At 63.4% G+C, this 18,061-nt stretch carries 15 protein-coding genes and 1 tRNA gene; 5 read left to right on the plus strand and 11 right to left on the minus strand.

The features are described from left to right. Positions 1-24: 24 nt before the first annotated feature. Both EB231_RS23635 and guaB read right to left on the minus strand, forming a co-directional pair. Positions 25-648 carry a hypothetical protein gene (locus tag EB231_RS23635; protein WP_246740700.1) on the minus strand — a complete coding sequence of 208 codons (624 nt, stop codon included), beginning with the start codon at positions 646-648 and terminating at the stop codon, positions 25-27. Continuing rightward, a complete protein-coding gene (gene guaB, locus EB231_RS23640; protein WP_027057339.1) occupies positions 599-2,101 on the minus strand; it encodes an IMP dehydrogenase in 1,503 nt (500 codons plus the stop codon). The genes EB231_RS23635 and guaB overlap by 50 nt, the downstream gene beginning before the upstream one ends. Positions 2,102-2,384: 283 nt before the next feature. Between guaB and EB231_RS23645 the strand changes: the two genes are divergently transcribed. Continuing rightward, the gene (locus EB231_RS23645) at positions 2,385-3,806 is read left to right on the plus strand and encodes an MFS transporter (protein WP_172350938.1); all 1,422 of its coding nucleotides are present in this window, start codon (positions 2,385-2,387) and stop codon (positions 3,804-3,806) included. Positions 3,807-4,052: 246 nt separating this feature from the next. Here the strand turns inward: EB231_RS23645 and EB231_RS23650 are convergent, their stop codons facing one another. Together EB231_RS23650 and EB231_RS23655 are read right to left on the minus strand one after the other, a co-directional pair. Then, positions 4,053-4,850, minus strand: coding sequence for an RlmE family RNA methyltransferase (locus EB231_RS23650; protein ID WP_172350939.1), 798 nt, complete (start codon positions 4,848-4,850; stop codon positions 4,053-4,055). A 25-nt stretch (positions 4,851-4,875) separates the two neighbouring features. After that, positions 4,876-6,294: a Ppx/GppA phosphatase family protein gene (locus EB231_RS23655; protein ID WP_246740701.1), complete on the minus strand. Its 1,419-nt coding sequence runs from the start codon at positions 6,292-6,294 to the stop codon at positions 4,876-4,878. Positions 6,295-6,651: 357 nt separating this feature from the next. Between EB231_RS23655 and EB231_RS23660 the strand changes: the two genes are divergently transcribed. Both EB231_RS23660 and EB231_RS23665 read left to right on the plus strand, forming a co-directional pair. Further along, positions 6,652-7,584 carry a lysylphosphatidylglycerol synthase domain-containing protein gene (locus EB231_RS23660; protein ID WP_172350940.1) on the plus strand — a complete coding sequence of 311 codons (933 nt, stop codon included), beginning with the start codon at positions 6,652-6,654 and terminating at the stop codon, positions 7,582-7,584. A gap of 178 nt (positions 7,585-7,762) precedes the next feature. Next, positions 7,763-7,836 (plus strand) — tRNA-Gln (locus tag EB231_RS23665). A gap of 430 nt (positions 7,837-8,266) precedes the next feature. On the opposite strand, the gene EB231_RS23670 is transcribed toward EB231_RS23665, so the two are convergent. Genes EB231_RS23670 through EB231_RS23700 form a run of 7 tightly spaced genes read right to left on the minus strand, consistent with a single transcriptional unit; the run spans position 8,267 to position 15,582 of the window. After that, a complete protein-coding gene (locus EB231_RS23670; RefSeq protein ID WP_172350941.1) occupies positions 8,267-9,193 on the minus strand; it encodes an acetamidase/formamidase family protein in 927 nt (308 codons plus the stop codon). 26 nt (positions 9,194-9,219) lie between these two features. After that, entirely contained in the window at positions 9,220-10,173 is a 954-nt protein-coding gene (locus tag EB231_RS23675) for an ABC transporter permease (RefSeq protein WP_172350942.1), read from the minus strand. A gap of 4 nt (positions 10,174-10,177) precedes the next feature. Continuing rightward, positions 10,178-11,203, minus strand: a complete 1,026-nt coding sequence (locus EB231_RS23680) for an ABC transporter permease (protein ID WP_172350943.1) — start codon at positions 11,201-11,203, stop codon at positions 10,178-10,180. After that, positions 11,203-12,741, minus strand: coding sequence for an ABC transporter ATP-binding protein (locus EB231_RS23685; RefSeq protein WP_172350944.1), 1,539 nt, complete (start codon positions 12,739-12,741; stop codon positions 11,203-11,205). The genes EB231_RS23680 and EB231_RS23685 overlap by 1 nt, the downstream gene beginning before the upstream one ends. A gap of 59 nt (positions 12,742-12,800) precedes the next feature. Beyond that, complete coding sequence (locus EB231_RS23690; RefSeq protein WP_172350945.1) at positions 12,801-13,814, minus strand: BMP family lipoprotein; 1,014 nt, start codon at positions 13,812-13,814, stop codon at positions 12,801-12,803. Further along, positions 13,814-14,821 carry a nucleoside hydrolase gene (locus tag EB231_RS23695; protein WP_172350946.1) on the minus strand — a complete coding sequence of 336 codons (1,008 nt, stop codon included), beginning with the start codon at positions 14,819-14,821 and terminating at the stop codon, positions 13,814-13,816. The genes EB231_RS23690 and EB231_RS23695 overlap by 1 nt, the downstream gene beginning before the upstream one ends. Positions 14,822-14,829: 8 nt before the next feature. Next, a complete protein-coding gene (locus tag EB231_RS23700; RefSeq protein WP_172350947.1) occupies positions 14,830-15,582 on the minus strand; it encodes a glutamine amidotransferase in 753 nt (250 codons plus the stop codon). A gap of 229 nt (positions 15,583-15,811) precedes the next feature. Between EB231_RS23700 and EB231_RS23705 the strand changes: the two genes are divergently transcribed. Both EB231_RS23705 and EB231_RS23710 read left to right on the plus strand, forming a co-directional pair. Next, positions 15,812-16,696 carry an alpha/beta hydrolase gene (locus EB231_RS23705; protein WP_172350948.1) on the plus strand — a complete coding sequence of 295 codons (885 nt, stop codon included), beginning with the start codon at positions 15,812-15,814 and terminating at the stop codon, positions 16,694-16,696. Between the two features lie 36 nt (positions 16,697-16,732). Further along, positions 16,733-17,764, plus strand: coding sequence for a LacI family DNA-binding transcriptional regulator (locus EB231_RS23710; protein WP_172350949.1), 1,032 nt, complete (start codon positions 16,733-16,735; stop codon positions 17,762-17,764). Positions 17,765-18,061 lie beyond the last annotated feature (297 nt).

The raw sequence follows: 18,061 nt of genomic DNA on the forward strand, positions 1-18,061 counted from the left end.
ATGTTTCCCCTGCCCTGTTTAGCATCAAGCCTGGGGTCTCTGGCCCACGAGCCAGAAAGCGGCGATGACGACCACCGGGATGGCAAGAAGCGCGAATTTGGTGACGATCAGCGACGAGGCGAAAGACAGCGAATCCGGGTTGGCCGACAGGAAATCGGACAGAAGGCGCGCCACGGCGATATTCTGGGCATAGTCGGCAAGCGTATAGGGCAGCACCAGCACCAGGGCGAAGATCGACTGCACCTGCGGCTGCAGCACGCGGAAATTCTTCAGGCGCCGGCCGGAGGCCAGGATCAGGCTCACCAAGGTCAGCGACAACAGCGCCGGGAACAAGAGATCGAAGGTGAGGTAGTGCCAGACAAGAATGATCTCGCCGCCGCGCCGGCCGAGCGCCGTCAGCCAGGCCATGCCTTCGTCGGGCGTGAAGCCGAAATAGCGCATGTCGAGCGACGGCAAGCCGCCGCTCAACTGGCGGAAATAGAAGAATTCCATCAGCGTCATGGCAATGAAAACCGACGCCGACAGGAAACAAAGCGCTGCCGCGTGGCGAGACAGCCGCAAGATCGTCGCGGTCAGGCTTCGCCCGAGCCCGTATTGCTCAGGCTCCGCCGGGATAGTTCGGGCTTTCGCGGGTAATCGTGACGTCATGGGCGTGGCTTTCACGAAGTCCGGCGTTGGATATGCGCACAAAGGTGGCGCGCTCGCGGAAATCGGCAAGGTCGCGGCCACCAACATAACCCATAGCGGCTTTTAGCCCGCCTGCAAGCTGGTGCAGCACGCCAGACACAGGTCCTTTGTAAGGGACCTGGCCTTCAATGCCTTCCGGCACCAGTTTCAGCGTGTCGCGGACCTCGGCCTGGAAGTAGCGATCGGCCGAGCCGCGCGCCATGGCGCCGACCGAACCCATGCCGCGATAGGCCTTGAAGGAGCGGCCCTGGTGCAGATAGACCTCGCCCGGGCTTTCGTCGGTACCGGCCAGCAGCGAACCGATCATGGCGGCGCTGGCGCCCGCGGCGAGCGCCTTGGCAAGGTCGCCGGAATATTTGATGCCGCCGTCGGCAATCACCGACACACCGGATTTGTGCGCCGTCTCGACGGCCGACATGATGGCCGAAAGCTGAGGCACGCCGACACCGGCCACGATGCGGGTGGTGCAGATGGAGCCAGGGCCGATGCCGACCTTGACCGCGTCGGCGCCGGCGTCGATCAGCGCCTGCGTGCCTTCGGCGGTGGCGACGTTGCCGGCCAGGATGCGAACCGAATTGGAAAGCTTCTTGGCACGCGTCACCGCGTCCAGCACGCGCTGCGAGTGGCCGTGCGCGGTGTCGATGACCAGAAGGTCGACGCCGGCATCGATCAGGCGCTCGGCGCGCTCGAAGCCGTCGTCACCGACGCTGGTGGCGGCTGCCGCGCGCAGGCGTCCCTGCGCGTCCTTGGTGGCGTGCGGGTTGAGCTGCGACTTCTCGATATCCTTGACCGTGATCAGGCCGACGCAATTGCCCGCCTTGTCGACAACAACGAGCTTTTCGATGCGGTGCTGGTGCAGAAGCCGCTTGGCCTCGTCCTGGTCGACATTCTCCTTGACCGTGATCAGGTTCTCACGGGTCATCAATTCATAGACCTTCTGCGCCGGGTCGGAGGCGAAGCGCACGTCGCGGTTGGTCAGGATGCCGACCAGCCGGCCGATCTTCTGGCCGCCGGTGCCGCCATTCTCGACCACCGGAATGCCCGAGATCGAATAGGTGCGCATCAGCGACAGCGCATCGGCAAGGGTGGCGTCGGGGCCGATGGTGACGGGATTGATCACCATGCCGGACTCGAATTTCTTGACCTGCCGCACCTGCTCGGCCTGTTCAGCCGGGGAGAAATTGCGGTGGATGACGCCGATGCCGCCGGCCTGGGCCATGGCGATGGCAAGACGCGCCTCGGTGACGGTGTCCATCGCGGCGGAGAGGATCGGCACGTTGAGGTCGATGTCGCCGGCAATGCGGGTGCGGACATCGGTTTCGCCGGGCATGACCTCGGAATGACCCGGCTGCAAAAGCACGTCGTCAAAGGTCAGCGCCAGTGCGCCGGTGGACGTTTCGATGATTTTTGCCATGGCCAGCCCTTTAGAATGCGGAAAAAGCGCTGGACCGGGTTGGACAGCGCCGACTCTCATCTTCCCTTTCAGGATTGGCGGTGGCTGGTAACACGTCGCGGCGCGGATGAAAAGCCGATCGTTGCATCGCACAACAGCGTTATCGCGTGATCCGGCGCCACCGCTGGTTGCAGTCGCACAAAAGTGACAGCAAATTAACACGACATTGGTGTCCAGCCGTGATAACCGCGCCCCTGTACCGGCTTCCTCCCAGCCGGAAAGAAAATTTGAAACGGTCACGCTCGTGAATCGCACCATTCCGCTCATCCTGGCGGTCGCACTTTTCATGGAGAACATGGATTCGACCGTCATCGCGACATCGTTGCCGGCGATCGCCATCGACATCCATACCAGCCCCATCGCGCTCAAGCTGGCGTTGACGGCCTATCTGGTGTCGCTGGCCATCTTCATTCCGATCAGCGGCTGGATGGCCGACCGTTTCGGCGCCAAGACCGTTTTTCGCGCCGCGATCGCGGTGTTCATCGTCGGTTCGGTCGCCTGCGCCTTATCAGGTTCGCTGCCGGCCTTCGTGGTGTCGCGCTTCCTGCAAGGCATTGGCGGCGCGATGATGACGCCGGTTGGGCGCCTGGTGCTGGTGCGGGCCACGCCCAAGAGCGACCTGGTCGCCGCCATGTCCTGGCTAACTGTTCCCGCCTTGGTCGGACCGCTGGTCGGTCCACCGATCGGCGGCTTCATTACCACCTATTTCACCTGGCACTGGATATTCCTGATCAATGTGCCGATCGGCCTGATCGGTATCTGGCTGGCCACACGCTTCCTGCCGGAAACCGAATCGATGGAGACGCCGCCGCTCGACTTCGTCGGCTTCGTGCTGAGCGGGGTGGCGGCATCCGGTGTGGTGTTCGGCCTGTCCGTGGTCAGCCTGCCCTATCTGCCGCCGGCGACCGGCTTCATCACCGTGGCCGTCGGGCTGCTTTCGGGCGCGCTCTACCTGATGCATGCGCGCCGCGCCAGGAATCCACTGCTGGCACTCGACCTGTTCCGCAACCAGGTGTTCCGCTCGTCGGTGCTTGGCGGTTCGCTGTTTCGCATCGGCATCGGGGCGGTGCCGTTCCTGCTGCCGCTCATGTTCCAGATCGGCTTCGGGTTGACGCCGTTCCAATCCGGCATGATCACCTTCGTCTCGGCGATCGGCGCCATCGGCATGAAATTCGTCACCGCGCTGATTTTTCGCGTTGCCGGCTTCCGCCGCGTGCTGATCGTCGGCTCGCTGGTCGCCGCCGCATCGATCGCCATCTACGGCCTCTTCACCCCCGAAACACCTTACGTGCTGATGCTGGCCATATTGCTGGTCGGCGGCTTCATCCGCTCGATGTTCTTCACCGGCGTCAACGCGCTGTCCTATGCCGAGGTGTCGGCCGAGGACACCAGCAAGGCAACGCCGATCACGGCGGTGTTCCAGCAGCTGTCGATCGCGCTCGGCGTGGCGCTCGCCGGCGGCATCCTGGAAGTCTCGACCTCGATCCATGGCGGCCCGCTGACGCTGGGCGATTTCCATATCGCCTTCTTCATCGTGGCGGCCGTATCCGCGGCGGCGTCGCTGTCGTTCATGCGGCTGGCGCCCGATGCGGGCAACGCCGTCTCCGGCCATGGCCGGCTGACAACGCCCAAGACACTGGAACCTGCGAGATCGCCGGGCGAGTAAGCCGAAGGCTGCTTATAGGCTTAAGCTTCGGCGTCCCCCGGCCCTTCGCTATGGCTCCGGGCGCTCGAGTCCTTCGGAACGTCCACTGGACGTTCCGATCCACCTGACGGCGGACCGGCTATTGGTGGCCTGCTTAGGCTTCGGCGTCCCCCGGCCCTTCGCTATGGCTCCGGGCGCTCGAGTCCTTCGGAACGTCCACTGGACGTTCCGATCCACCTGACGGCGGACCGGCAATTGGTGGCCTGCTTAGGCTTCGGCGTCCCCCGGCCCTTCGCTATGGCTCCGGGCGCTCGAGTCCTTCGGAACGTCCACTGGACGTTCCGATCCACCTGACGGCGGACCGGACTCTCGCCCCTTGAAGTCTTTCGCCAACAGATAAAGTTCGACCGATTCATCGCGCGAGGCCGGCGGCTTGACGTGATGCACGGAGCGGAAATTCTTCTTCAACATCGAAAGCAGCTCGTTTTCAGCGCCGCCCTGGAAGGTCTTGGCCAGGAAATGCCCGCCCGGTTTCAGCACGGACAGAGCAAAGTCGGCCGCCACTTCGCACAGATGCATGGTACGGATGTGGTCGGTCCGCTTGTGACCGGTGGTGGGTGCGGCCATGTCGGACAGCACGACATCGGGATCGCCGCCCAGCGCCTCGGACAGCTTGCGCGGAGCATCCGCGTCCAGGAAATCCATTAACAGCACCGGCGCGCCGGGCACGGCATCCATTTCCAGATAGTCGATGCCGACGACATGCGGATTTTCCGCCGTCGATTTCGTGCGCGCGGCCGCGACCTGGCACCAGCCGCCGGGGGCGGCTCCCAGATCGATCACCTTCATGCCGGGTTTGAGCAAATGGTGCTTGTCGTCGATCTCGATCAGCTTGTAGGCGGCTCGCGAGCGGTAGCCGTCGGCCTTCGACCGTTGGACATAGGGATCGTTGATGTGGCGCTGCAGCCAGCGGCGCGACGATTCCTTCAGGCCGCTCTTCTTCTTGATCCGCGTCTTCAGCACGCGAATGCTGGCCGACCCTGGTTTTTCCGGTTTCTTGGTCATTGCCTGATTTCTTGCTTGAGCACGTTCATGCCCTGCCACGCCCATCGTTGCGCCAGACGCCGTCATCGGCCATCAGCTCGCTCAATATGCCTTCGCGCAGCCCACGGTCGGCGACGCGCAGCCGCTCCGACGGCCAGACGGCACGGATCGCTTCCAGGATAGCACAGCCAGCCAGCACCAGATCGGCGCGGTCCGCACCGATGCAAGGGTTGGCGCAGCGTTGCTGGAAATCCCAGCCTACCAGTCTCTCCACCATGCGGTCGACGCTGTCGCGGTCCATCCACAGCCCGTCGACCCGCCGCCGGTCGTAACGTTCCAGATCAAGGTGAACACCGGCCAACGTCGTGACCGTGCCGGAGGTGCCGAGCAGGTGGAAGTTCGGGCTGGCCTTGAGGTGGCTCAGCCGGTCGCGGCCATCGAAGGTGGCCAGCCGGCCGGCGACGTCGTCGACCATGGCGGTGAAGATTTCGCGCGTCACGGTGCGGCCGCCAAAGCGTTCCGCCAAGGAGACGACGCCGACCGGCAGCGACGTCCACGAGACGATGTGGTTGGCGAGACGTGGGGAACGGCGGCCGGTGAGATCGATCAGCGCGATTTCGGAAGAGCCGCCGCCTATATCGAACAGGACGACACCTTGCGTGTCACGCTCGACCAGCGAGCCGCAGCCGGAAACCGCCAACCGCGCCTCGGTCTGGCGGTCGATGATCTCGAGCTTCAACCCGGCCTCGCGCTCAACGCGTTCAAGAAACTCGACGCCGTTCTCGGCCGAGCGGCAGGCTTCCGTGGCGATCAGCCTGGCCTTCCTGATCTTGCGGCTGCGCAATTTGTCGCCGCAGACCTTCAGCGCCTCGACAGCGCGGTCCATCGCCGGCTTGCCGAGCCGGCCGTTGGCGGTGAGCCCCTCTCCAAGCCTGACGATGCGCGAAAAGGCGTCGATGACGCGGAACTGGCCATGGCGCGTGGGAACAGCGACCAGCAGCCGACAATTGTTGGTGCCGAGGTCGAGGGCCGCGAATACGGGAAGCTCGTGCACCGGCGGCCGGCGGGTGCCCTGCTCGTGGCGCGGCGCTTGGAGAACGGGCGAGATCGCTGGGCCGGCCGGCTGCTGCTTCGGCTCCACGGCCGAAGCAGCAGCCTTGCCTGGCACCGGCGATCGATTGTCCTGCGCTTCATCGCGCGCAAAGACCTTGCGTCCGCGCCTTCGCTTGCGCCGCTTCTTGGGTTTGCCCTTCTGGTGATGGGTCGCGTCGCCCGCCTGCCCGTCGGCGGAGTGCGGCTCCGTCGGGCGGCGTTGCTGCCAACCGGCTGTCCCCGAGCCCGATGGCCCTGGGGAAGCGCTGGACGCGCCCACCTCCGGCGCGCCTGCGCCGGTGTCGCGGTCTTCCACTATCGTTCCTTCCGGCGCCGCGCGAACCGGTGACGGACGCAGCAGGCGCTTTGGCATGTTTCAAGTTGCCGCCAGACTAACAGTGCCGTGCCCGATCACCAAGAGCCGCACGCCGAATTTTGCGGCTGGGCGCGAACCGCCTTTCGCCCCGCCGCGAAATGTGCCCGCGAGGCTGTTGGTACGCGATGCCGGCGAAGACAATCTCCTGTCAAAGCCGATGCGATCACCGCATGCCGGCGCCTTCGCGCCATCTTGGCCGCGGGCGGATCTTTGCCGGCCGCGGCGCGACAAGTGTTCGCGGTTGAATAGCCGGCTTCAATGAGGCATTTCTGAAATGTACGGAAGTCGCCGGGCAGCCGGCTTCCCACCATCAGGCGAAAAGGAAGCGGACACGCAGCGCATGGCAGTCAGGCAATGAACTGGAGACGTTATTTCTGGCCGGTCGTCGGCATCGCCGCGGTGATCTTCTCGCTGCTGCTGCTCTGGCACGAACTGCGCGGCATTTCGCTCGACGATGTCTGGGACGGGCTCGCGGCCATTCCAACCCGCGGCTGGATCCTGGCAGCGCTGAGTTCGGTCATCGCCTATGCCGCGCTCGCCGGCTACGACCACATCGCACTGCTCCATATCGGCAAACGGGTGTCGTGGCTGTTCGTGACGCTATGCTCCTTCACCACCTACGCGCTGTCGCACAACATTGGCGGCTCGGTGTTCTCCGGCGCCGTCATCCGCTACCGCGCCTATGGCACAAGGGGCCTGACCGGCCAGGATGTCGGCGTGCTGGTGGCGATCTGCTGGATCACCTTCGTGTTGTCGACGATTCTGGCCTCCGGCCTCGTGCTGGTATTCGAGCCTCAGATCATCGATCGTTTTTCGGGCATCGCCCATCACGGCCTGTCGGAAGCGGCTGGTATCGCCATGCTGCTGATCGTCGCCGCCTACGTCTTCGGCAGTTGGCTGCATCTGCGCCCGCTGAAGATCGCCAGCTTCCAGTTGCACTACCCAGCGCTGCCGATCGTCGCCAGGCAATTGCTGATCGGCCCGATTGAATTGCTTGCCGCGGCCGCCATCATCTTCTTCGCCCTGCCCGAGGCCCACAATCCCGGCTATTTCGTCGTGCTCGGCGTCTTCCTCGTCTCCTTCTCGGTCGCCCAGATCTCGCACGCGCCTGGCGGGCTGGGCGTGTTCGAGGTGGTGTTCCTGGCCGGGCTTTCGGACATGGAGCCGGTCGGCGTGCTGGCGGCGCTGCTGGTGTTCCGGTTGTTTTATCTCATCATCCCGCTGTTTCTGGGACTGGGCATCGTACTGTTCTTCGAACGCTCGCAATTCAGCCGGACAGAGAGCTGAGGCGCGGATTGGATTTCATATCCGCGCTTGAAGCGCTGCGAGGCAATGGGTCTGCACCCGGCTGACAAAACGTGGCGATTGAACCGCAAAGCAGGCTTGACTATTTTCCGCTGGCGGCTACAAGGCAGCGCTCAAGCGGCTCAGCCGTTCGGCCCGCGCGGTTCGTGACCGCGCCTGCTGGGGAATAGGTTAACGGTAGACCCACGGACTCTGACTCCGTTAGTCCTGGTTCGAATCCAGGTTCCCCAGCCAAACTGGACTCTCTCTCGCTAAAGCTGTCTGCTGTGCACCCGTTGCTGCGCCGACTGCGACCGTTTCCGCAAGTAGATCAAACGGTTGCCTGAAGACCGGATGAACCTCCCCTTGATTCCGGTGGCAGTTCGACACCACGAGATTCAAGAGCCGCTTTTTCTCGTGCGAAGGCTGTGTCCACGGGCACATTCAAGTCGCGCGACACTCCGGTGGCGGGAATATTCCTTTCCGGCGGCGGGCGTGCATCTCCGTTCTGCGCCCCAACATTTTCCCTCCCCGGCCCAGGTTCCCGTTCCTGCATGGGCTCGCCGTCTCCGGGCGATCGCAACCCGTCCAGCAACCCTTCGATCCTGTCGCGCAACTTCGCTGGGTGATCCGAATGGCGCGGTAAGTTTGGCCGCAGATCGGATCATTTTGCCGTGCGGCATCTTCAGACAGGCAAGACGCTCTTTGGAATCGAGCAAAGGACGCTGAAGGACGGATTGACCAGGTTTCCGACGCGCAATTTGCAGCATTGGCTGACAAGCTGGTGGGCGTCCATCAGATCCAGTTTCGTCCGCCGAGCGACCCATCTGACAAGGCCTGATGCAGCGATCCGGACAGCGTCTTCGACAGGCCGTGCGCAGCCGATGACGCCGATGTGGCTCTCGGTTTCCAGCCTCGGCCAATCGAACCCGTCTTCAGGCGCAAGCCGGTCGATCGACAATGTCGTGTTGAAGGCGCCTTCGATCGCGGTACCCGCGATCTCGCCGTCGCCCTGCGCATAATGCCCGTCGCCGATATAGACATGCCCGCCATCGACATTGGCCCTGATGTAGAGCGTGGCGCCGGTGCCGAGATCCGGAATGTCGAGATTGCCGCCGAAGTCACCCGGGACGACGCCGAGGCGGACTTCGCCATGCGCTGGCGCGACTCCCAGAGTGCCATGAAATGGCCGGAAAGGGACTTGCAGCCGAGCCCCGGAACGCGTCGGCGTCACAAGCGAGGTGCGGTCGGCGTCGAAGGTCCAGATCCAGACGCGCTCGTCCTGTGGCTGCTGGAGGTTGGGATTGGCACGCGTGCCCGAGAGCAAGCCGAAATCCGGCGAGATCGTCGCGACGCCCCAGTCGCGGGCGGGCTCCAGCGCGATCAGGCGGATGGCGAGAATGTCCCCGGCGACGACGCCGTCGACGGCAATCGGCCCTGTCAGCGGATTGACCTTCGGGTATGGCGCAACCTCACGCGGCCGGCCGTCGACATCGGTCAGCTTGCCGGAAAAGCAGTCCTCGGTGAAAACCGTGAAGATCTCCCCGGGCCGCACGGTCCTGCGAGGCGCATGGCCGCCGAAATGAAACACGAAGTCATCTTCTCGCTGCATGGGTTGGCCGCCTTGCGTCATGGTGGTCAAAAATTTGAACGTTGCGGATCGGATGACCCGCTCGCTGGCGCCGGTTCGAGAATCCTGGCCGGTCGGTTGCGGAGGTGAAGCCGCCAGCGCGCGAATGTCAGTCCGAGAATGGCCGCGAGATAGGGCAACATCAGGACGAACTGCGAGGGGATTGCGAGCGCCTGAAGGCGGTCGCCCAACGCCCCGAAGAAGCCGAACAGCACCGCAGCGGCAGCCGTTGTCCAGGGCAAGCCGCCGCTGAACAGCGTCGCGGCGAGGCCGATGAAACCACGGCCGCTGGTCATTTCCGGAAGGAAGAAGTGCAGCTTGTCCATCGATATCTGCGCGCCGGCGAGACCCGCCAGGAGGCCGCTGATGGCAAGCGCCAGCGCCTTCATGCGTGCAACATCGATGCCGGCGGAGCGCGCCGCATGCTCGTCTTCGCCCGCAGCGCGCAAATAGGAGCCGACCGGCGTCTTGTAGAGGAAGACAAAACAGGCCGGCACGGCCAGGAACGCCAGGACCACAATCACACTCTGCCCCTCCAGCGCCGGACCGAGCGGCGGCACAAGTGAAAGCGCACCAGCCGGAATGTGCCAGAGATCGGGGAAGGTGATCGGACGCAGGCCACCGGGGCTCCTGTAGAACCATTCCAGCGCAAACAGGCTGCCGCCGGCGGCCAGAAGGTTGATGCCGAGGCCGGCAACGATGAAATCCGCGGAAAACCGCAAGGTCATCAGCGCCAGAAGCTGCGACATCAGGATCGACGCAACCAGGGCACACAAAAGCGCAAGTGCCGCACTTCCGGATGCATTGCCGACGGCAATGGCTGTGAACGCGGCCACCAGCATCATCCCCTCCACGGCAACGTTGAGGATATTGGCGCGCAGCGTGATCATCGCGGCCAAGGCGGCCAACACGATCGGCGAGGATTGTTCGAGCACCGAGGCGAGAAAGGAGATGTATGCCATCGGCCTAGCCCCTCGCCCGGGCGTTGAGCCGAGCCGTCATCAAGAGCACAAGAAGGCCCGTGAGGAGATTGACCAGCGAACGCGGCACGTCGGTGGAGATCTGCATGTAGGCGGCGCCATTAATGATCATGGCATAGAACAAGGCCGTCGCCAGCGCGCCGATCGGGTGGATGCGCGCCAGCAAGGCGCATGTGAGCCCGACCAGCCCGTAGTTGGGGGAGAAATTCTGTTCGAAGCGATGGCCAATCCCCAGCACGTAGAGCGTACCCGCCAGACCGCCGAACCCCCCGGCCAGCAGCATGGCCATGACAATACGCCTGTCGGCGGGAACGCCGATGGTCCTGGCAAAGCGCAGATTGGTGCCGGATGCGCGCAGCTGCGCGCCCCATTCCGTCCTGAAAAGCACCACCCAACTCACCACCGACAGCAAGGCGGCAACTATGATGCCGCTGGTGGCGCCCGGCACGCCGGGAAACGCCGGCAGCCATATCTTCTGCGGCAGCAAGGCGCTGACGGCGCCGTAGCTGGTTGGGTCGCGGATGATCTGATTGGCGAGATAGGATGTGCACAACAGCACAATGATGTTCAACATCAGCGTGGTGACGACCTCGTCGACGGCAAGCCTGACCTTGAGGACTGCGGGTATCCAGCCGAGCAACGCACCAGCGAGAATGCCCCCGACGACCACGAGCGGAAAGAGCACCACCGTCGGAAGACCGGAAAGGGAGACGCCGATTACGGTCGCGGTGATGGCACCGGCATAGAGCTGGCCCTCGCCGCCGACATTGAAGACGCCGGCCCGGAACGAAAAGATCACGCCGAGCGCGATCAGCGTCAACGGCGTTGCGCGATTGAGGAACAGGGCGAAATTGCCGAGTGAATCGAAATTGGCCAGAAGCAGGTCGCGATAGGCGCGAACCGGCTCGTCGGTGATGGCGGCAACCAGCACGAAGCCGATGGCGAGCGTCAGCGCGATCGCGGCGACCGGCGCGCGGATGGCCTTCAGCAGGTCGATAACAGTGCTACGCATCAGTTGACCGCCCCGAGCGAACCGTTCATCAGCGCACCGACCGTCACTTCGTCGGCATCGCCGCGCTCGAGGACGCGCAACAGCTTTCCCGAATACATCACGCCGATCCTGTCGGAGAGCGCGAATATCTCGGACAGTTCGGACGATATCAGCAGCACGGCGCGGCCGCGATCGGCGGCCGCCATGATGCGCTCGTAGATGAATTCGGCGGCGCCGATGTCGAGGCCCCGCGTTGGCTGGCTGACCACCAGAAGCGTGGGATCGCGGTTCAACTCGCGTGCGATGACGACTTTTTGCATGTTGCCGCCCGAAAGGCTGCCGACCGGCGTCGACGGTTGCGCGCCTCGGATGTCGAACTCCGCGATCTTGCCTGCCGCGAACGCATCAACCCTGTCGGTGCGCACCAGTCCGTGCCTGATCAGGCCGGCAAGCCTGTAGTTGGTCGCGGCCAGGTTCTCGCCGACGCTCATGGTGACGCTGAGGCCACGATCCAACCGGTCTTCCGGGACGAAGCCGAGGCCTGCCTGCTGGCGGCCCGGCACGTCGACTGTGGTAACGTCCCTGCCGTCGAATTCGATCGTTCCGGCCTGGATATCGGTGAACCCGGCGATGACTTCGGACAGCTCGGTCTGCCCGTTGCCGTCAACACCGGCGATGCCGACGATCTCGCCGGCGCGGACCTCGAGTGAAATGTCGTCGAGCAGCCGCCTGCCGGCGGCATTGGCCACCGCGACATGGCGAAGCCTGAGCTTGGTCTCGCCGAAGGCGCGTTTGCGCGACTGACCGGCACGGCCGACGAGAAAGACATCGCGGCCGACCATGTCGCGGGCGATGTCGGCCTCGCTGACGTCGCGCGTCAGATGCGTCGATATGGTTTTGCCGTGCCGCAGCACCGTCACCCTATCCGACACCGCCTTCACCTCGCGAAGCTTGTGGGTGATGAAGAGGATCGTCCGGCCGCGCGAGCGCAGCCCATCGATGACGTTGATCAACTCATCGACCTCGGGAGGCGTCAGCACCGCGGTTGGCTCATCCAGGATCAGCAGTTCGGCGTCGAAGGCGAGCGCCTTCAGGATCTCGACACGCTGACGCTGTCCGACAGACAGGTCGCGGACCGGCGTCCGCGGATCGAGGCCGAAATTGTAGCGCTCTATGAGTGCCGTGGCCCGCGCGACCATGGCCTTGCGGTCGGAGAAGATCGCCAGCCGGGTGAGATGCCGGCCAAGGAAAATGTTTTCCGCGACCGTCATCGAGGGGACCAAGGTAAAATGCTGGTGGACCATGCCGATGCCGAGCCGGCTCGCGGCGATCGGGCTGGCGATCTCGACCTTGCGGCCATCGAGTTGAATGACGCCGGCGCTCGGCTGGTGGATGCCGGCCAGGATGTTCATCAAGGTCGATTTGCCCGCGCCATTCTCGCCACAGATGACATGGACTTCGCCGCGCCGGACGCTCAACGCGACGTCTCGCAATGCCACCTTCTCGCCGAACGTCTTGGCGATCCCCGAAAGGTGCAGGATTTCATCCGAGCCGGTCATGGCACAAGTCCACCAACGAGATGACGGGCGGGACCGAACCCGCCCGTCTGCTTCCAAGTCTACTTGAAGGCCGTCTCGACCTTAAGCGCGCCGCTGACGACTTTCGCCTTCGCCTCGTCGATCTTCGCCTTTACCGAGGCCGGCACCAGGGCATCGTTGTAGACCAGGCCGACACCGTTGTTGGCGAGGCCGTAGATCTTGAGCTTGCCGAACTCGGCCTTGCCGTCGCGAACCTGCCCGATCGAGTCGTAGATCGAGTTGCCGATCTGCTTCAGCATCGAGGCCAGGACGTTGTCGGGGTGCAGTCCGTTCTGGTCGGAATCGACGCCGATTGCATATTTCTTCGCATCCGCAGCGCCTTTCAATATGCCGAGGCCAGCGGGGCCAGCGACGTTGTAGACGACGTTGGCGCCATTCTCGATGGCGGTCTTGGTGAGGTCGTAGGCCTTCTGCGCATCGTTGAAGTTGCCGATGAAGATCACCTGGACTTCGATGTTCGGCACCACCGTCTTGGCGCCCTGCTTGAAGCCGACGATGAAGTCCTGGATGACCGGCAGATCCATGCCGGCGACCACCGCGATCTTCGGCTCACCAGAGGAAAGCGGGAACTCCGCCTTGTCCGTCGCCGCGATCGCCGCGAGCGCACCGGCGAGATAGGATCCCTCGTTTTGCGCGTACTTCACCGAAAGAACGTTCGGCAGATCCAGCTGATCGTCGAAGAAGACATATTTCTGTTCGGGATGCTGGGGCGCGACCGCCGCCAGATTGTCGTGCATATTCGGTCCGGTGAAGATGATGTTCCATTCGCCGGAATTGGAAACCGCTTCCAGATTCTGGCGCCACAGTTGCGGGTCGCTCGGCGAGGCCTGCAGCAGGCGCGTGCGCACGCCATCCGCCTCCGCGCGGGCAAAGCCGGTTGCGGCATTGTCGTTGAAACCCATGTCGCCCAGATTGTCGCTCATCACGTAGACGGCGCTGAGCTTGTCGGCCGCGTTGGCCGCGCCCGCCATGATCGAGACGGACAGCAATCCGCCGGCAACGCCGGCCAGTAACTTCGAAAGGATTCTCATCATCATCGTGTTCCCTGTTGTTGTTTCGTTTGATGTGCTGCTGGAATTATGCTGCCTGCTTCGACATCGCCGCGCTGCAGCGCCGCGATCGATGCGATCGACGCGAAAAGAGCCTCTTGCGTCGCCTCGATATCGAATTCGATGACCACGTCGCAGTTGGTCGGCTTGTCGGACCTGCCGAGAAAATCGACGACGGTGCGGCCATAGTTCAGCCCTGGTGACGTCTCGACATCGACGCGGGCCCTGACGGTCTTCGCAATCCCCGGCTGCGCCGCCACGAGCACCGCGCAGGGATCATGCAGCGGCGCCTCGGTCGGCGTAAGGATGTTCGGCCGGTGCGTTGCGCGCAGCGATGCCAGCAATTCCGCGGCCAGTTTCGCGGCAGGCGCAGGAAGTGCCGCGACACGATCGATCAGCGCATGCGTGATCGGCACGGTGCCACTCGCGTCCACCGGGACCATCGTCAACGCAATGCCCGAGCCATAGACGATCGCCGCCGCCTCGGGATCGCACAGGATGTTCCATTCGGCCGCCGCCGTCTTCGTCCCCAGGCCCCACGCACCGCTGAGCGTGACGATCCTGCCGATGAGCGGCTGGATCCGCGGGTGCCGGCGCAAGGCAAGGGCGAGATTGGTCAGCGGTCCGGTAGCGACGATCGTCAGGCCGGGATGCGCGGCGGCCTCGGCCGCGATCCGATCGACGGAATGCTGCGGGTCGAGTTCGACGCGCGCCAGATCATCGCGAGCGGGGTCGAGCGCGCTCTCCATATCGAGAATGCGGGCGATCAGGCGCTCGCGAAGCAGTGGCCCGACCGAGCCTTCGCAGACGGGCGCGACCAGCGGATGGGCCGCGGCAACAGTGATCGCAGCATTGATCGCGGTGCGGTCGCTCGCAAGATGTCCAGCCCCCGTGGTCACAGCCAGAAGCCGCACCGCCGGATGTCCCAGCGCGGCCAGGATGGCGAGTGCGTCGTCGTTACCGGGGTCGCAGTCGTGCAGAAGGTCAAGCATCGGCGTCGTCAACCGCGACCCGTCCAGGCGACCAGATTGCACCACATGGCCTTGTAGCCGGGCCAATTGGTGAATTCGGCGGGACACCAATGCGGGCTGCAGTCCGACATGAAGGCAGCCGTGCGGCCCTTGCCATGTTCGGTCAAGGCCAGAAGCGGATCGTTGCCGATCGTCGCCAGGAGCTCCGCGCCTTCGGCCAGCGTCACACGATTGTAGCCGAGCAATGCCGGCAGCGGCCCCTGCACCCCATTGAAGACAGGATGGGTATCGCGCACGATTGTGCCGACAACGCCTTCGGGATGTTCGCGCCGGTCGTCCGTCGCCATCAGGCGAACGGGAAGACAGGCCTCGACCGGCGTATCCTTCCAGCAACCCTTGGCCTCGATCCCGGTGAAGGTCAGATAGCCGCCGACCATGACCAGTCCACCGCCGCGCTTCACGTAATCCGCGATCACGTCGAGCCTGTTGGGCGAACGCTGCGCGTGCAGCCAGGTTTTTGGCGCGAGCAGCAGCGTGTTGGCCCCGATGTCGCTCAGGATGACGGTCGCGTATTTCCGCAGCCCGTCGACAGTGTCTGGGAAATCCGTCGGAGCGGCGTGGTTCTGGATGACATCGACCTGGTAACCGCCGGCCTCGAGTGCGGCCTTGAGGATAGAATAGCCCTCGCCGAACGATGTCGTGGTGAAGGAATCGAAGCCTTTGGTGTGCGTCGCCGTCGTGAACCAAGTCTCGCCGACGATCAGGATCCTCTTGCCACTCATCGCATTCTCCAGACTTGGTCGCGTCGCTTATCGGAGGCTGATGCACGCATGGGCGATCGGCCGGATGCTCGACATTACCTCGTTTAAATGTTATCTACACGAGTAGAATTGGTCTTGCAAGCATGGTTGGCCGAAGTGCCGGCGCAAAAAAGAGCGTCATGCCACGGGCTGGACGCAACAGGATCTCTGCGCCACGCTGCGTGTGCAGATAAGAGGGAAGGATGTTCGAATGCCGCTGTACCGTCAGTTCGAAACGCAGGAACAGCTCGACTGGGAGTACAGGCCCGAGCTCAGGATAGACGCCCCCAAGGCGTTCGAGAAAATCATCGCCGGCCGCATTGCGGAGGCCGAAAAGGCGAGAAAAACCCTCAACCGCACGCCCGACGTCCATTACGGACCAACCCGTATGGAGAAGCTCGACATCTATCCCGCCAGCACGACCGGCGCGCCGATCGTGGTCTTCATCCATGGCGGCTACTGGTTCGACGGTCGCCTGAAAAAGGAAAACTACATCTGGGTGGCCAAGGGCTTTACCGGCAATGACGTAACCACCGTCATCATCGACTACGACGTTTGCCCAAAAGTCACCGTCGACGAGATCGTGCGCCAGTGCCGGGCCGCGATTGCCTGGACCTACAAGAACGCCGCCACATTCGGCGCCGACGGCAACCGGATCTATGTGACCGGCAATTCCGCCGGCGGCCATCTGACCGCGATGATGGCGGTGACCGATTGGGTCAACGACTACGGGCTGCCGGCGGACGTCATCAAGGGGGGCTGCCCGATCAGCGGGCTCTATGATATCGAGCCCTTCCAGTACACGTGGATCCAACCGAAGATACAGTTCAACGGCCAGCAGATCAGGCGTAACAGTCCGATACTGCACGTGCCGCAGAACGGAATACCGCTGCTTGTCAGCTGGGGTTCCAACGAGAGCCAAGAATTCTGGCGGCAGTCGGAGACGTTCTGCGCGGCCTGGCAGGCTGGGGGCAACAAGGTCCAGGCCCATCCGCAGGAGGGTTGCGATCATTTCACCGCCATCAGCGCATATGCCGACAAGAACAGCTCCTTCTTGAGTCATGTCATGGACCACATGCATGAATGCTGGACTTGACGGAGAGTTCGCCGGTTTCTCGGGGCAAGGCAGGTAATGGTCACTCGATCCGATGTTGCAAGACGCGCAGGGACCTCGACAGCCGTCGTCAGCTATGTCGTCAATGACGGGCCGCGGCCGGTCGCGGCCGAAACAAGGCAGCGCGTGCTCGACGCCATCGCTGCGCTTGGCTACCGCCCGAACCGCGTGGCACAGGCCTTGCGGGGGCAGCGGTCGCGTGTGCTTGGCTTGATCGTTCCCGATATTTCCAACCCGTTCTACGCCGAGCTGGCTCGGGTGATCGAGAACTGCTCTGACCTGTCGGGATATACGCTCGTGCTCGGCAACAGCGAGCAGGATGCGCAGCGGGAACTACGCTATGTCCGTACCTTTCTCGACCGGCAGGTCGACGGGCTCTTTCTGATCAGCGGCAGCAGCTCCGATGAACTGACTGCCCTGTTTTCGGAAATCGCCGTACCCTTCATCCTGCTCGACCGCCGCATCAACTATGCGCCGAACGCCTTTCTGCTTGCTACGGACAGCTTTGCTGGCGCGGTCACCGCGACCCGCCATCTCCTCTCGCTTGGCCACACCGACATCGCTGCGCTTTGCGGCCCGGTTCGGGTGCCAAGCGAGCGCGCACGGGGATACGCGCATGCGATGACCGATGCAGGCTTCAAGCCGGTCCTACATCACAGCCAGGAGTACGACCGCCAGTCGTCCCACGAGCTTGCGCGCAGCATCTTGGAAGCGCCCGCAAGGCCGAGCGCGATCTTCGCCACCTATGATCTCGCCGGGATCAGCATTTTGCGCGCCGCGGCAGACCTCGGGTTCAGCGTTCCAGCAGACGTCGCGGTCGTCGCTTATGACAACATTCTGGAGGGACAATACACTGTCCCTCGCCTGACGACGGTCGCCCAGCCAACTGAAGAGCTGGGCAGCAGCGCAACCAGACATCTCATCGGCTTGGTTGAAGGCAGCATCGAAGTCAAATTCGGAATGGAATTCATCGTGCCGAAGCTGATCATACGCGAGAGCTGCGGCGGAGCGAATGACGCTTTGGCCGTTCATGCAAGCCATCGCTTCTAGGCAGCGACTGCAGAGATCGACCGACTGGACGATCTGCTCCGTTGGAGTTGGTCATCTGTAGGTGACTGACCTTAGCGAATGTCCCATAAGCGCATGCAATTCCGGCTGGGGTGCGACACAGAAAGTTCGAAAACCCCTCCAAGAACCCCAGCCAAACTGGATGTCCTTTGGACACGACGATCCCTTGGGACTGTTCCGTCGATAGCACCGCAGTCGTTTCAGCAAGCAAATCAAACGGTTGTCGAAAGACAGTGCGAACCAACAAGGGCGAGCCAAATCGCAAACCGCCTGATTCAT

The sequence above is a fragment of the Mesorhizobium sp. NZP2298 genome, from assembly GCF_013170825.1.
Classification (GTDB): Bacteria; Pseudomonadota; Alphaproteobacteria; order Rhizobiales; family Rhizobiaceae; genus Mesorhizobium.

Coding starts and splice junctions, on each gene's coding strand:
- EB231_RS23705 (WP_172350948.1), top strand. CDS start 15,812: ATGCCGCTGTACCGTCAGTTCGAAACGCAGGAACAGCTCGACTGGGAG.
- guaB (WP_027057339.1), bottom strand. CDS start 2,101: ATGGCAAAAATCATCGAAACGTCCACCGGCGCACTGGCGCTGACCTTT.
- EB231_RS23695 (WP_172350946.1), bottom strand. CDS start 14,821: ATGCTTGACCTTCTGCACGACTGCGACCCCGGTAACGACGACGCACTC.
- EB231_RS23700 (WP_172350947.1), bottom strand. CDS start 15,582: ATGAGTGGCAAGAGGATCCTGATCGTCGGCGAGACTTGGTTCACGACG.
- EB231_RS23685 (WP_172350944.1), bottom strand. CDS start 12,741: ATGACCGGCTCGGATGAAATCCTGCACCTTTCGGGGATCGCCAAGACG.
- EB231_RS23650 (WP_172350939.1), bottom strand. CDS start 4,850: ATGACCAAGAAACCGGAAAAACCAGGGTCGGCCAGCATTCGCGTGCTG.
- EB231_RS23670 (WP_172350941.1), bottom strand. CDS start 9,193: ATGCAGCGAGAAGATGACTTCGTGTTTCATTTCGGCGGCCATGCGCCT.
- EB231_RS23690 (WP_172350945.1), bottom strand. CDS start 13,814: ATGATGAGAATCCTTTCGAAGTTACTGGCCGGCGTTGCCGGCGGATTG.
- EB231_RS23655 (WP_246740701.1), bottom strand. CDS start 6,294: ATGCCAAAGCGCCTGCTGCGTCCGTCACCGGTTCGCGCGGCGCCGGAA.
- EB231_RS23680 (WP_172350943.1), bottom strand. CDS start 11,203: ATGCGTAGCACTGTTATCGACCTGCTGAAGGCCATCCGCGCGCCGGTC.
- EB231_RS23660 (WP_172350940.1), top strand. CDS start 6,652: ATGAACTGGAGACGTTATTTCTGGCCGGTCGTCGGCATCGCCGCGGTG.
- EB231_RS23710 (WP_172350949.1), top strand. CDS start 16,733: ATGGTCACTCGATCCGATGTTGCAAGACGCGCAGGGACCTCGACAGCC.
- EB231_RS23635 (WP_246740700.1), bottom strand. CDS start 648: ATGACGTCACGATTACCCGCGAAAGCCCGAACTATCCCGGCGGAGCCT.
- EB231_RS23675 (WP_172350942.1), bottom strand. CDS start 10,173: ATGGCATACATCTCCTTTCTCGCCTCGGTGCTCGAACAATCCTCGCCG.